General features: G+C 40.5%; 13 protein-coding genes. 6 read left to right on the forward strand and 7 right to left on the reverse strand.

Annotation, left to right across the window (positions count from 1 at the left end):
• The 4 genes from SJ312_RS18630 to SJ312_RS18645 form a co-directional block, all read left to right on the forward strand.
• Positions 1–588 (forward strand): molecular chaperone (locus tag SJ312_RS18630; protein WP_319868183.1); only part of this gene is annotated, 588 nt, incomplete at its 5' end.
• Positions 585–1,559, forward strand: a complete 975-nt coding sequence (locus SJ312_RS18635) for a hypothetical protein (RefSeq protein WP_272525328.1) — start codon at positions 585–587, stop codon at positions 1,557–1,559. The genes SJ312_RS18630 and SJ312_RS18635, both read left to right, overlap by 4 nt.
• Positions 1,560–2,198: 639 nt before the next feature.
• Positions 2,199–3,008, forward strand: a complete 810-nt coding sequence (gene rhaS / locus SJ312_RS18640) for an HTH-type transcriptional activator RhaS (protein ID WP_165880652.1) — start codon at positions 2,199–2,201, stop codon at positions 3,006–3,008.
• A gap of 42 nt (positions 3,009–3,050) precedes the next feature.
• Complete coding sequence (locus SJ312_RS18645) at positions 3,051–3,908, forward strand: helix-turn-helix domain-containing protein (protein WP_272574945.1); 858 nt, start codon at positions 3,051–3,053, stop codon at positions 3,906–3,908.
• 36 nt (positions 3,909–3,944) lie between these two features.
• Here SJ312_RS18645 and rhaM read toward each other — a convergent pair whose 3' ends face one another.
• The 6 genes from rhaM to rhaB all read right to left on the reverse strand — a co-directional run bounded on the left by rhaM (position 3,945) and on the right by rhaB (position 10,146).
• Positions 3,945–4,259 (reverse strand): L-rhamnose mutarotase, encoded by a 315-nt coding sequence (gene rhaM, locus SJ312_RS18650; protein ID WP_096865089.1) that lies wholly within the window; start codon positions 4,257–4,259, stop codon positions 3,945–3,947.
• A gap of 11 nt (positions 4,260–4,270) precedes the next feature.
• Positions 4,271–5,422, reverse strand: coding sequence for a lactaldehyde reductase (fucO, locus tag SJ312_RS18655; RefSeq protein ID WP_136135314.1), 1,152 nt, complete (start codon positions 5,420–5,422; stop codon positions 4,271–4,273).
• 39 nt (positions 5,423–5,461) lie between these two features.
• A complete protein-coding gene (gene rhaT / locus SJ312_RS18660) occupies positions 5,462–6,496 on the reverse strand; it encodes an L-rhamnose/proton symporter RhaT (protein ID WP_004259701.1) in 1,035 nt (344 codons plus the stop codon).
• A 74-nt stretch (positions 6,497–6,570) separates the two neighbouring features.
• A complete protein-coding gene (gene rhaD, locus SJ312_RS18665) occupies positions 6,571–7,392 on the reverse strand; it encodes a rhamnulose-1-phosphate aldolase (RefSeq protein ID WP_004259698.1) in 822 nt (273 codons plus the stop codon).
• Between the two features lie 10 nt (positions 7,393–7,402).
• Entirely contained in the window at positions 7,403–8,653 is a 1,251-nt protein-coding gene (locus SJ312_RS18670; RefSeq protein ID WP_136135313.1) for an L-rhamnose isomerase, read from the reverse strand.
• Between the two features lie 44 nt (positions 8,654–8,697).
• A complete protein-coding gene (rhaB, locus tag SJ312_RS18675; RefSeq protein WP_319868186.1) occupies positions 8,698–10,146 on the reverse strand; it encodes a rhamnulokinase in 1,449 nt (482 codons plus the stop codon).
• A 181-nt stretch (positions 10,147–10,327) separates the two neighbouring features.
• Between rhaB and SJ312_RS18680 the strand changes: the two genes are divergently transcribed.
• Positions 10,328–10,543 (forward strand): YccJ family protein, encoded by a 216-nt coding sequence (locus tag SJ312_RS18680; protein WP_110591103.1) that lies wholly within the window; start codon positions 10,328–10,330, stop codon positions 10,541–10,543.
• Positions 10,544–10,803: 260 nt separating this feature from the next.
• On the opposite strand, the gene SJ312_RS18685 is transcribed toward SJ312_RS18680, so the two are convergent.
• Positions 10,804–12,558 (reverse strand): sigma 54-interacting transcriptional regulator, encoded by a 1,755-nt coding sequence (locus tag SJ312_RS18685; protein ID WP_110591104.1) that lies wholly within the window; start codon positions 12,556–12,558, stop codon positions 10,804–10,806.
• Positions 12,559–12,905: 347 nt separating this feature from the next.
• Here SJ312_RS18685 and dpaL point away from each other — a divergent pair, with 347 nt between their 5' ends.
• Positions 12,906–14,123 (forward strand): diaminopropionate ammonia-lyase, encoded by a 1,218-nt coding sequence (gene dpaL, locus SJ312_RS18690; RefSeq protein WP_096865086.1) that lies wholly within the window; start codon positions 12,906–12,908, stop codon positions 14,121–14,123.
• Positions 14,124–14,128: the final 5 nt, after the last annotated feature.

Here is a 14,128-nt window from a genome sequence, read left to right on the forward strand (position 1 = left end):
TCTTCGTTTTTAGCGCAGACATGGATAGAAAACCAAAAAGGTGAAAAGCTGACTAACTCACTAGTGGCATTACCTTTTTTACAAAAAATTGGCCCTAAACAGAAAAAACAAATCAAAATTGCGTATATGGATGGGCAAAATACCTTACCCACGGACAGGGAGAGTCTGTTGTATTTCAATGTATTAGGTATTCCACCGCAAGGTAAAGAAGCGAATGCGGTTCAGTTTACTATCCAATCACGCTTAAAACTGTTTTATCGCCCAAAAGGTATTGACTACAAAGTCTCTGCCGAGAAAGATTTTCAGCGCGATTTAAAAGTCACAAAACAAGGTGGACAGATTACGTTGTCGAATCCAACCCCGTTTAATATTGTGATCACCAATATCAATGTTGACCAAAGTAAAGATAAAGATTTTCCTGAAGTGCTTGTCGCCCCGTTTAGTGATTCAACCGTGACATTGAAAAACCCGGCATGGAATAGTTTTGAAGTCGCTTATATTGATGACTTCGGTGGTCTGAAATTTAATAAATACCAGTGCGCCGCAGCACAGCCTTGCCAATTATTGCCACAGGCGAAAAACAAATGAAAAATAACAAAAAACAATCAATAAAAGCACTGCAAGGTATATTAGGGATAATGCTTCTAGCCTTTGGTCATGATGTCTATGCAGGCGCGGATTGTGTCCCTAACGGCGGACACAACTGGAACCCTTCACCGCTGATAAATATAGATATGAACACGACGCCTGGTTCAGTCCCTGCGGGTACGCTACTAGGAACGGCATCGACAGGTTTTTTTTCATGGAGATGTAATTTTAGTGGAAATACACAAGATAGAATGATTTATTTTGTTAATCAAACACCAGCAACAACAAAAGCGTATTTATTGTCAAACGGTGTTCGGCTCTATCAATATACGGACCCAAATAGACCCGTAGAAATTACCGCTACAAACACACCTAGGATAGAAGTGGGGTATTGGAGTCCAGGTCAGTATAATATTGCTTTCATATATATCTATGAGCTCAAAAGAGGTGTAGGGCCGTTAAAATCGTTTGATACAGGTTTATTTACTGTGGGCTATCATGTTGATGGAACAGGCCGAAATTTTGGCGATATATACCGCGCCCAGATTGTGGGAAAACTGGTGAACTATTGCCCAACACCGATTGTCCGCATGAGCGATAAAGTGGTTGATTTTAAAGAGCTCACTGCTGAGAATTTTGAAAATGGTCAAATAGTTAGAGAAAACTTTTCATTAGATTTAGTGCCCGATTCAACATGTGAAGCAGCATTAGAAGTTAGTGTTGCATTCCAAAGCAACAGCGGCGTGGTAAATAAAAAGTACATCGTCTTTGACAATGGCCTACAAGCTGCAATTACAGACAGAACCAATAACCAGCAGGTCGCATTTGATCAGTATTATTATAAAGGGAGTATCAGTAAACAGCAGCCTGGCTACTTCCCTTACAGTGTCGAATTATCCAAGAAAGATGCCGAAGCCATTAAATCAGGGCAATTCAGTAATACCGTGAATGTTTTATTTAGCTATCGTTAGTAAGTTTCAGGTTTGTATTAAGTCAATATCACTTCTATGCGGTGGTATTGGCTTAGCCTAAAATGGCGGAGAGATAATGAGGTTTTTCTGGTTTAAAATTACACAGGCATTTTGTGTTGTTTTTGATGGAATTATTTAATTTAGGGTAGTATTCAATAATTCCCTAATGACTATTTAGGGTCAGCAGTTTGAGATACTAAAGGCGTCTTTTTTATGTTTTAAATCAATATGTTATAAGAAATTTTCTACTTTTCCGTTAATACATTTCAATCCAACTCATCCTACATCAAGTATCTGTTATTGGTATCTCTTGATTCAATTAAAGCCGTAGAGAATCTGTACCCTTTTATGTTGTGGCTCGCTTACAACAACGTGTGATCGTTATTATACGCTATGTGCTACAGAGACGGTGTTCTTAGATAGAGTGGCTTTTATGTATCCAGGGTCACATTTTGTACATTTACTTGGTTAACTCTTGAAAATATCGCCAATAACGCGTGATTACTTGGTCATAATTTCAAGGCGATTTTGGATGAGATCAATAGAATAGGGATATAAGGGTATTTACGATAATCCCACGAACGATAAATAAACCATGGTCAGTTTTACGGGCGAGAAGTGTTTATTAGGAGATCTTTCATGAAATTATATAGCGAAGATTTTTTTATCACACCGCAGCAGCACATTACAGTTGAGCCAAGGGTACCTCAGCCTATTTTTCCTGAACATACACATGATTTTAGTGAGATCTTTTTGGTAACTCAGGGTATTGGCCTACATGTACTTAATGGGAGGCCTTATACATTATGTCCTGGGATGGTGTGCTATATAAAATCCTGTGATTATCACTTATTTGATAATGTTTCCAACCTCAATTTAACCAATGTACTTTATCGCTCAGACTCCAGTTTTACCTATTTAAATAATATCAGTCATTTTTTTCCGACAGATGCTGAAAAAAACATTTCACATTGGCTCTTAAATAAAGAGCATTACAATAAAGCACAACAAATTATTGATAAACTCAACGAAAGCGATGGCTCTGATCTTGCTTATACTGAAAGCCTTTTTTTGCAGTTAATTGTTAATTTACAAGATGGCCGTTATAACCATATTGGTGAAGGGAATAATGAACAACGTATTATCCAGATGTTACGCTGGCTAAATATGAACTTTACCGAAGATGTCGATTGGGGGCATTTAACCACTCAATTTTCAGTGTCATTACGGACCTTTCATCGTTATATGAAAAATAATTTAGGCATATCACCACAAAATTACTTAATAAAGTTGAGGCTATCAGAAGCTTATTACCAAATTCGTTTTTCAAATAAAACCATTACGGATATTGCATTGGAAAGTGGCTTTAATGATAGTGCATATTTTTCGACGTGTTTTAAAAGTGAGTATAATTTCACACCCCGTGACCTGCGTCATTGCAGTAATTAAAAAAGATCGTAATGATCATCCCTACACTTTTTTGAGGTGATCATGATACAACGCATTCTTTCGATCAACAGCAGTGATTATTTTATTAGGCCTGAAAATACCGTGACGATAGAAATGCGGGATTCTCAGGAAGATTTTATTGTTCATAGCCATAATTTTAATGAGTTTGTGATTGTTTTTTCAGGAAATGGTTTACACCATTGGAATGGTATTGATTATCCAATTACTTGTGGAGATCTGTTTTATATTAATGCGGAAGATTGTCATGGCTATCACTCAGTAAATAATTTAAAACTGGTTAATGTATTATATAAACCTAATGAGTTTCTCATTAAAAAATCTATTGAAAAGTATGTTCCATTAAGTTATCAGCCGATAACATCTAGGCACTGGAAATTGCCGCCTTCCAGCTTATCAACGTTGACGCCCATTATTGAGAAAATGGCATTAGAATGCCAAAAACCGGATATTCCATCTATTCATCTTTGCGAAGGCCTATTTTTACAGTTAGCTATTTATATTTATCGTTTACGTTATCAGCCAGATCAAGCTCCAATAAGTTTATTACACCAAATGGATCAGCTAATAAACTGTTTAAATTTAAGTATCAATACGCCATTTTCATTAGAAAAATTTGCTCAGGAGCATCAGATGTCTGCGCGTTCATTGCAGCGTTTATTTAAGTCGAAAACAGGAATGACGGTAATGGAATATCTGCAACAATTACGTTTGTGCCAAGCGGCGTTATTATTGCGTAGTACCTCGTTGTCGATTAGTGAAGTCGCTGGGCAATGTGGTTATGAAGACAGTAATTATTTTTCGAGTGTGTTCCATAAAAAAATGAAAATGACAGCAAGTGCATATCGCCGTTGTTTTTTACAAAAAGATAAATTGAGGTAAGTGCTAGCCAATAGACTAGCACTGCCTAGGGGGAGATTAGTCTAAATAAAATACCGACCTTAACTCATCACTGATTGGGCTATTGTCAGGGTTTGATGGCATAATATCCGACATATATTTCCACCATTTTTGGCACACTTCCGTTTGTGCAACGCTATCCCAGCGTTCCTGTGATTCAATTTCCACGTAGCCGAATAATAAATTTCGTTTGTTATCTAAGAAAATAGAATAGTGATGTGCGCCATGTTCTTTGAGTGTCAGCACTAATTCAGGCCAAATTTCATCATGTCGGCGCTGATATTCTTGGTGGGCGTCAGGAGCAATTTGCATCACAAATGCTTTTTTTATCATGATATCACCCTCTAATAAATCGCTTGATATAATTCAGTGATGTCTTCTAATGTGGTGTCACGTGGATTACCTCCAGTACACACATCATCAAAGGCGGCTTGAGCAAGGGATGGAATATCTTCCAGTTTCATGCCGATCTCACGCAGTTTTTCAGGAATACCAACGTCCTTGTTTAGCGCAAAAACAGCAGCAATGGCGGTATTTCTGGCTTCTTGAAGTGAAAAGGCATCGATATTTTTTACACCCATAGCACGAGCGATATCTCGATATTTTTCCCCAGTATAATCAGCGTTATACGACATAACATGAGGTAATAAAATGGCGTTAGCGACACCGTGTGGAGTATTGTAAAACGCTCCAAGGGGATGAGCCATACCATGAACTAACCCCAAGCCAACGTTAGAAAAGCCCATTCCTGCCATGTATTGTGCTAGTGCCATCGTTTCAACACCTTGCGGGTCGCCCTTAACGGATTGCCGTAACGAATTGCTGATCAACTCAATGGATTTAAGGTGTAGAGCATCGGTAAGTGCCCAAGCCCCTTTCGTGATATAGCCTTCAATAGCATGGGTGAGAGCATCAACGCCAGTTGCAGCCTTTAAGCTTGCAGGCATGGATGCCATCATTGATGGATCAATAATGGCAACAATCGGAATACTATGGGGGTCAACGCACACAAATTTACGGCACAGCTTGTTATCTGTGATGACATAGTTAATCGTGACTTCAGCTGCAGTTCCTGCGGTAGTTGGGATTGCGATAATAGGAACTGCTGGGTTTTGGGTTGGAGCGACACCTTCTAAGCTCACCACATTTTCGTATTGTGGGTTATTGATAATAATCCCAATCGCTTTAGCGGTGTCTTGTGGAGAACCTCCTCCGATAGCGATAAGACAATCTGCATTAGATTGTTTGAAGTGTTTTAGCCCTTGTTGGACGGTATCAATGGTTGGGTTAGGAATAACACCATCATAAATGGCGTAGTCCAACTTAGCGTCATCTAATAATTGGGTGACTTTACTGACTACATTATATTTAACCAGATCCGCATCCGTGACAATCAGTGCTTTGTTAAATTGGCGTTTTTGAATTTCCTCGACAAGGTGGTTAATTGCCCCTTCGCCAAAGTATGAGGTTTCATTAAGTATCATTCTATGGGTCATCGCTGACCTCCCAATCAATTAAAATAAAAAACTGTTACACTAGGCGGCCATTCCCAAGCCAACAATATTTGCCGCTAAGATAATCACTAAACAGCCTAAACATAAAATTCGAACGGGTTTTCTGCCGGTGCCTTTCCATTCTTTTAGCGCTAACCCCACGATACCGCCACACAGAACATAGAAACTCATATGTAGCATCCAGCTCATAAAGCCGTATTGTGATGGGATATTTGCATGTCCCCATGCGTAGAAGAAAAATTGGAAGTACCACATAGCGCCACCCAAAATGGCAAATAAAATATTGCTGACCAGTAGGGCTTTGGGGACAGAGATATCTGATTTGAAAGAGATATCTTTACGATAAATAAGTCTAATAAAACAATAGCCTAAATTGATTAATGCACCGCCACCCATGATGATGACGTAACTTGGTAATGCCACATAAAGAGAAGAAACGCCAAGGGCAGCGGACGCCTCGTGCATAGGGACGGCTGCACTCATTGCGAATGACATACCGGCTGAGAAAATGCCGCACATGACTGCCAGTAATAAGCCTTTTTTCAGGTTGAACTCTTCGGCTTGCACTCCGGTCGCTTTTTCTTTCAGTAACCCGGCATAGGAAACGATGGCAACCCCAAGAACAGCCACAAGGACGCCAAGAATTGTTAATTTTCCACCCGTAGAGGCAATCAATTCGCCAAATGTGCCTTGAATAATTGGGGTCATTAATGTACCAACAATGAGCGTAATACCAATGGCAATTCCGATGCCCATTGACATACCTAAATAGCGCATAGTCAGACCATAGCCAATATTACCCACCCCCCACATAGCACCAAATAAAAAAACGGGGATCAGAATATTTGCACTAAAAGAGCTGTAGTAGGCCCAAAAGTCAGGAAGTAAAATATAACTGATGGTCCAAGGTAAAATAATCCAAGAAAAAATCCCGGCAATGGACCACATAGTTTCCCATGACCAGTTTTTAACTTTTTTTAATGGTGCGTAGAAGCAAGCCGCCGAAGCTGCGCCGACAAAATGCCAAAAAATACCGAGTAAAATTCCACTGCCCATGAACTATTCCTCACTGTTTATTATCGTTTTAATTTCTCTGTGGAAGGGAAGGCCTATCCACAGAGAAACAGGCTTTATTTCAATGCATCAGACATTGGTGTGACATTGAATCGCTTGGCAAGCGCAATCAGATTCTCTGTTGAAATAGTTTGTTTTTTACCGCCCATCGAGAGAACTTTGACAAGTATCTCAGCGGATTTTTCTGCGGTATCAATTAAACCAAAAGCGTCATCTAAGGTTGGGCCGGAACCAAAAATTCCATGGAATGGCCAAAGTACTAAGCCATGTTGTTTCATTTGTTCCGCTGTTTCTAAGCCGATGCCATCTGTGCCAGGCACCATCCATGGCAGCACACCGATACCATCAGGGAAAACAACCAAACATTCGGTACTCATTTCCCATAAATGACGCGTGATGGATGCACTATCGAGCGGTAAAACATAGCTTAGCGCAATGATATTGGTTGCATGGCAGTGCATGATGACGCGGTTAGCGCCATTAGTGGCTTGCATACGTGTGATATGTGATTGAAAGTGAGCAGCAAATTCCGAGGTTGGTATTGCACCATTCACAAAGCCCCAAACAATATGGTAACCCTGACCTTCATTATCGATACGAACTAGACCCAAGTTATCTGCAGGGTCTAAGGCAACATTACGGAAAAATTTACCAGAACCTGTGACAATAAAATATTGGTTTGCTAGCTCTTTAACCGGTTCAGTTGTTTCGATATAACGCGGGTCAGCGTGAAAAGTGTGTTTAAATGGAGCAACATCGTCTTCAGTTAGTCGTAAGCTCACATTACCGCCATTACGTTCATCCCAGCCTTTGAGCCACATATCGCTGGTGGCTTTTATCATCCCTTGGACAAACCAAGATGTCAGAATATCTTGCATACAATTCACCTTAACGTGTTAATAATGTTGATTTTTCGTATTGTTTAACTTCATCTAACCATTTTTCGCCTACAGGAACATTGTTGCGTTCGCAGTATTCATCCCAAACAGCTTGCCATGGCAGGCATTTTTGTTCTTCCAATAGCGCGAGGCGAGCTGTGAAGTCCCCTTCTGCTTCGAGTTGACGCAGTCTTGCGGTTGGTTCAAGTAAGGCGCGTAGTAACGCTTTTTTCATATTGCGAGTCCCAATGACCCACGCAGCAATGCGGTTAATCGATGCGTCAAAGAAATCGAGACCAATGTGCACACGGTTTTTTAAGTTATGGCGAATGATTTCATTGGCAATCGCTTGAGTTTCATCATCAAGTAAAATGACGTGGTCACTGTCCCAACGCACAGGACGGCTGACGTGCAATAATAGGCGTTCAACATAAGGAATGACGGCTGAAATTTTGTCTGAAATAACCTCGGTTGGATGGAAGTGGCCGGCATCTAAACATAATGCGGTTTTACGTGTGATGGCATAGCCCAAATAAAACTCACTGGAGCCTGCGGTGTAAGATTCGGCACCAATACCGAATAACTTACTTTCGACGGCATCGATATGATATTTGATATCAATTTTTTCCCGGATAATTTCATCCAATGACTCGACTAACCGTTGGCGTGGCGCATAGCGGTCGACGGGGAGATCTTTCATGCCGTCAGGGATCCAAATATTCATTACGGAAGCACTATTTAATGACTCGCCAAAATACGCAGAAATACGGCGACAAGCTTGTCCATGGCCAATCCAATAGTCTCTAATTTCCTTATTACTGTGAGTTAGCGTCGCTTCGCTACTGAGTGGATGGGAAAAATAAGAAGGGTTAAAATCGAGCGCGATATGGTTTTTTTTCGCCCAATCAACCCAATTGGCAAAATGGCGAGGTTCAATTTCATTACGTTCGACGGCGGTATCAGCTTCGAGATAAAGAGCGTGCAGGTTAACGCGTTTAGGGCCAGGAATTAAGCTCATTGCTTTATCCATGTCTGCGCGTAATTCAATCGCATTGGTCGCTTTGCCGGGGTAATTACCTGTAGCTTGAATACCACCGCTTAAAGCGGTTGCAGATTTTTCAAAGCCAGCTACGTCATCTCCCTGCCAGCAATGCATCGATACAGGCAAGTCAGCCATGGCTTGCATCGCCAGTTCAGTATCGATACCAAGGTCAGCAAAACGTTGTTTGGCAATAAGATAACTTTCTTTGTAATTAGACATGAAATTTTCCTTATAACTTATCGATATACGGTTAATAACCTGAGTTAGGCCGTAATGGTTTTAAATCGTTTCCAAGGTTCATCCAGCGCGATGCTTTGAGGTTGAAACCAACAAAGCTCGGTATTTTCTGCAATAATGGTGCGCAGGGTTGGTACATCTGGAATGGTGTTTAGGGCAATCAACTGATATCCAATGTTTCCTAAGGTGGACGCTTCAATCGGGCCTGTGCTCACAGGGACTCCGCAAGTGTTGGCGCAGAGTTGGTTAAGTAGGGCATTTTGGCTACCACCACCGACGATATGCAGCTGTTGTAATGGGGCATGGTTTATTTGCTGTAATTCAAGAAACACTTGACGATAAAGCAGTGCTAAGCTGTCGAAAACACAGCGAGCTAGCTCAGCGATAGTATTTGGGACGGGTTGTTGGTTTTCCTGACAAGCCTCTTTAATGGCCTGGCTCATCGACTCAGGGTTTAAGAAGCGGTTATCATTGGGGTTAATAAGATAAGTGAAGGCAGGGATAGCTTCTGCTGATGCAATTAGGCTGCAAATATCTTGCACGTCATGTTCAAGACAAATGCGTTGGAATAACCATAGCCCCATAATATTCTTTAGGACACGGTAGTGGCCATTTACTCCACCTTCATTGGTAATATTGGCAGCAAATGCGTATTCACAAGTACAAGGAGTAGTACGTTCGAGGCCCATTAATGACCAAGTTCCTGAGCTTAAATAGGCACTATGGCTATCGGCTATCGGCGCCGCAATAACAGCGCTGGCCGTATCATGGCTTGCTACGGCAATCACCGGAATTTTTTTACCTTTGGGCGTTTGCCAGTGGCCAATGATATTACCTGGTTGCTTGATTTCACCTAATAAACGGCGTGGTATTTGTAGATACTCGACTAACTCATCATCCCAATCACTTGTTTCCAGGTTAACCATTTGGCTGGTGGAAATATTGGTATATTCATGGTTGATTTGCCCAGTCAAACGGTATGCGAAATAATCAGGGATCAATAATAAATGGTGTGCTTGTTCCAGCCATTGAGGGTGTGATTGTTGCAAGGACTTCAATTGATATAAGGTATTGAAAGGGAGAAATTGGATCCCTGTTTTTTGGTAGATATTTTGAACACCAAGGTCGGTTTGGACTTGCTCCATGACACCTTGGGTGCGGTTATCACGGTAAGAGAAATTGCGACCGACGGTGGCACCATCACGGTCAAGTAGAACATAATCAACGCCCCAAGTGTCGATGCCAATGCTGTCAATATGGATGCCAGATTGCTCTACATGGTGTAAGCCAATCCGTATTTGAGTCTCAAGATCATCCAGATCCCAATAACAATGATCACCTTCAGTGATCAAATGGTTTGTAAAACGATGAATTTCATCTAATGATAATTTTTTATTATGCACATCATAGCAAGCCAACATGACACGACCGCTAGATGCGCCTAAATCAATAGCAACAACATGGCGAATATTCATGACTTTTTAATCTCTATTACTTAACTTATAGTCATATACTAGAGATAGTGAATAGTGAGCGCGTTTAATAGAGCGTCACTAAAAAGGAAAAATGGCAATATATTTAAAGTCGTAGTGATCTTATTCACAGACTTGAAATCTCTCAGTGTTTTTACCAGAACCATTTAATCAGGAGCGAATAATGAAAGACCCTCACCAAATAGCCGAATGGGCTAAAGTTAGAGAAACCTCAATTGAAATTGCTCAAGCTATTTTTGAATTAGCGAATAATGATGAAGTATTAGCGGAACAAATTTGGGAAGAAGGTTCTGATGAAGTTTTACCTCTGGCCTTCTCGAAGACCACCGCGGATAGGCTATATTGGGGGGAAGAAACCATCGAAAGGAAAAATGTATAATTCGTTTTGTGTTCTTCTGAAGAGATAAAAACCTCGCGTTGGCGAGGTTTTTATTGGCGATCATAAGGTGTTAATTTATCTTACTTGCCATTAAAAGATGAGATATTTTGAGAAGGGCGTAAAAACAAAAGTAAGATAGCCATCACAAAATGACCATTCGCTTTGTGACTATTTGTATAGCAGTAACAGTTGGTTGGATTATTAGTAATAAGTACGATAAGTCAGGCACTGAGAGAAATATTAGTGCCTAGATATGAAGGTCAGCTGGAAATATCGTATTTTTTTAATCGGCGATACAGTGTCGCAATACTTAAACCTAATATTTGTGCCGCTTCTTTCTTTCCTCCCATGGAGTAACCCGTTTTTTCAAGTACGTGTTGTATGGTTTCTTTCTCATAATGGTGTACAGGCAGCGCAGCGATTTTTGTAATGGAATGTATTGATTCTGTTGATGAATTTGTTTCTGTAATATACTCAGGTAAATGGCTATGGTTCATTTCAGGCAGATCGCCTTGCATTACATAAATATACTCGATGACATTACGCAGTTCACGTATGTTACCCGGCCAATGATAGCCATATAAATAATTCATTACTGTATCAGGGATCTTTTGCTTTTCTCTATCATATTGCATTGAAAATTGGTCAGAAAAATATTTCGCTAAATCAGCAATATCCTCACGATGCTCCCGTAATGCAGGAACAGGGATCGGCACAACATTTAATCGGTAATATAGGTCTTCTCGAAACGTTTTGTGTTCGACCATCTCTAATAAATTTTTGTTTGTGGCTGCAATAATGCGGACATCGGTAGGTATTTGGTTATTTGAACCAACTCGGGTGATGGTTTTATCTTGTAAAACACGCAGTAGCTTAGCCTGTAATAACAAAGGCATATCACCAATTTCATCGAGAAATAGGCTACCTCCATGGGCTAATTCAAACTTACCTATACGCCCTTTAGGATCTGCTCCGGTGAATGCGCCTCTGATATAGCCAAAGAGCTCGCTTTCAAGGAGTTGCTCTGGTATTGCCGCACAGTTTATGGTGACAAAGGGCTGAGCATGTCGAGCACTTTGTGTATGTAGAGCATAAGCGACGACCTCTTTTCCTGAGCCACTTTCCCCCGTGATCAGTACATTTGCATGACTGACAGCGACCTTCTTGATGGTTTGTTTGAGGTTCATCATAGTCAATGAATTACCGATTAACTGTGAAGGGGCTTCGCTGATTTCAACGGATGATTGATTGACATGAGTAATATAATCACGGGCGTCCTGAAAAATGATCATGGTTAACGTATCATTTTCCAGTGAAGTAAAAGTAACATTACGGCAGAGTACATGATAGCGCTGGCCTTCTAATTCTAACCATGCTTCTTCATCGCCATATAAAATATCCCCTGTAAGTTCAAAGGACAGTGATAGGCCTATAATATCTTTATTAAAAAAGCGGGATGCAGAGCGGTTGGTATGCCAAATTTTTTGTTGGCTATCAATGGCTATTACGCCTCTATCCATAGCATCAATTAATCGTCGAAATGCATGTAAAGATTCTTGGGCTCTCAAGCGTTCAAGACACTCAAATACCTTACTCGATATCATTTCGGCTATTTGTTCGATGAATGTGATGAATTTATTGAGTTGCTGAAGTAATACGGCTCGCTGTTGTTTGGTCGAGCAAATAATGCCAATGACACCAATGACTTTACCATTTAAAAAAATCGGTGCGTTAAGGTCTAATTCTTCCGTACAGGTTTCTCTATTTTCACATAGATGGCAGAGGTTATTTTCCCCAGGATCTTTAATTAATACGGTTTCTTGTACTCGTAAAACATGACGATAAATATAGCCGTTACGTGAAACGTTTTGATTAAGCATGTGTTTGTAATAACCCGTTCCTGCAATACGGATCAGATATTCATCAATAATTTCGACATCTGTTCCGGTCACGCCAGAAATAGCTTCTGCGTAATGGCAAATTTCATTTTGGATAGTACTCAGAATGGATGTCATTTTTTCCCTTGTTATCAAAATTGATAAATATTAATAAATTTAATTGAGATGATAATTATAATTTTATTTTTAAATCAATATATTAAATTATTTATATATCGCCATCACACTATTTATCATATTTGATAATTTATCAATGAGGTAAATCAATGATATCGAATTTAGTAAAAGCAATTCTATATGGTTTATTTTAAATTTTGTTTTATATCAACTGGCTACATTATTTTCTCATTATAATTATACGTAAATGCCGATCTTGGCATGTGTATTGCTACCTAAGCTGTAAACCTATTTTTTATTAAGACTTAATTGTCTTGTTTATTAATAATAAGTTCATGAGGTTTTCCATGCAGGAGCAATTAAAGTACTACATTAATCACAGCCGTTTTAAGCAGAAACCTACGGCGAACCTTGCCTCTTTTTCGCAAGCTGAATTACATAAAGCGTGGCAATTTCACCGCTCAATTCCTGAGTATGCACCAACACCGCTCTATCATTTACCTGCACTCGCCAAGTCATTAAATGTCGGACAGATTTACTTAAAAGATGAGTCTCAACGCTTTGGCCTCAAGGCATTTAAGGCATTAGGTGGCGCCTATGCAATGGCCTGCCATATCGCCGAAGAGTTGGGGAGAGATATCTCTGAGCTTCCTTATAACGTAATGGTCAGCAATGAGGTTAGAGAACAATTAAATGGCATTACTTTTGCCACCACGACGGATGGCAATCATGGGCGAGGCGTGGCGTGGATGGCACGTCAACTTAAACAAAAATCAGTAGTTTATATGCCTAAAGGTTCTTCCCATGAACGCTTAGATGCCATCTTGAATGAAGGTGCGACCGCAGAAATTGTAGATATGAATTATGACGATGCGGTACGTATGACAGCCGAAATGGCAAGAAAATATGGCTGGGTGGTGGTGCAAGATACCGCTTGGGCTGGCTATGAAAAGATCCCGCAGTGGATTATGCAAGGTTACAGCACGTTAATGTTTGAAGCTTTGTCACAGTTACATGAAGTGAAACCGACTCACGTTTTTGTTCAAGCTGGTGTTGGCTCATTTGCTGGCATGGTGCAGGGGATGTTAACGGCGCTTTATGGAGAGGATAGACCGAAAGTGATTATTGCTGAAGCTCAAATTGCGGATTGCCTTTACCGTTCAGCGGTTGCTGAAAATGAAGAAGCGATCTCTGTTGGAGGCGATCTACAAACAGTTATGGCTGGGCTGGCATGTGGTGAAGCCAATATTGCAGGTTGGCAATTATTACGAGACTACGCCGATGCTTTCTTTTCTTGCCCTGATTTTGTCGCAACGCGAGGGATGCGGATATTAGGTAACCCATTACCGACTGACCCTCCGATTGTTTCGGGTGAATCTGGTGCTGTCACTACAGGGTTACTTTCTATTTTAATGCAGTCCCAAAATTATGCTGATGTGCGCAACAGGCTGGAACTGAATGAAAATTCACGCATTTTGCTTATCAGTACTGAGGGCGACACGGATATTCAACGTTATCGGGATATTGTTTGGGATGGTGAGTTCCCAAGCTTTGGCCAATTTTAATCGGG

Source organism: Providencia sp. CIM-Carb-044, assembly GCF_033901115.1.
In the GTDB taxonomy this organism is placed as follows: domain Bacteria; phylum Pseudomonadota; class Gammaproteobacteria; order Enterobacterales; family Enterobacteriaceae; genus Providencia; species Providencia hangzhouensis.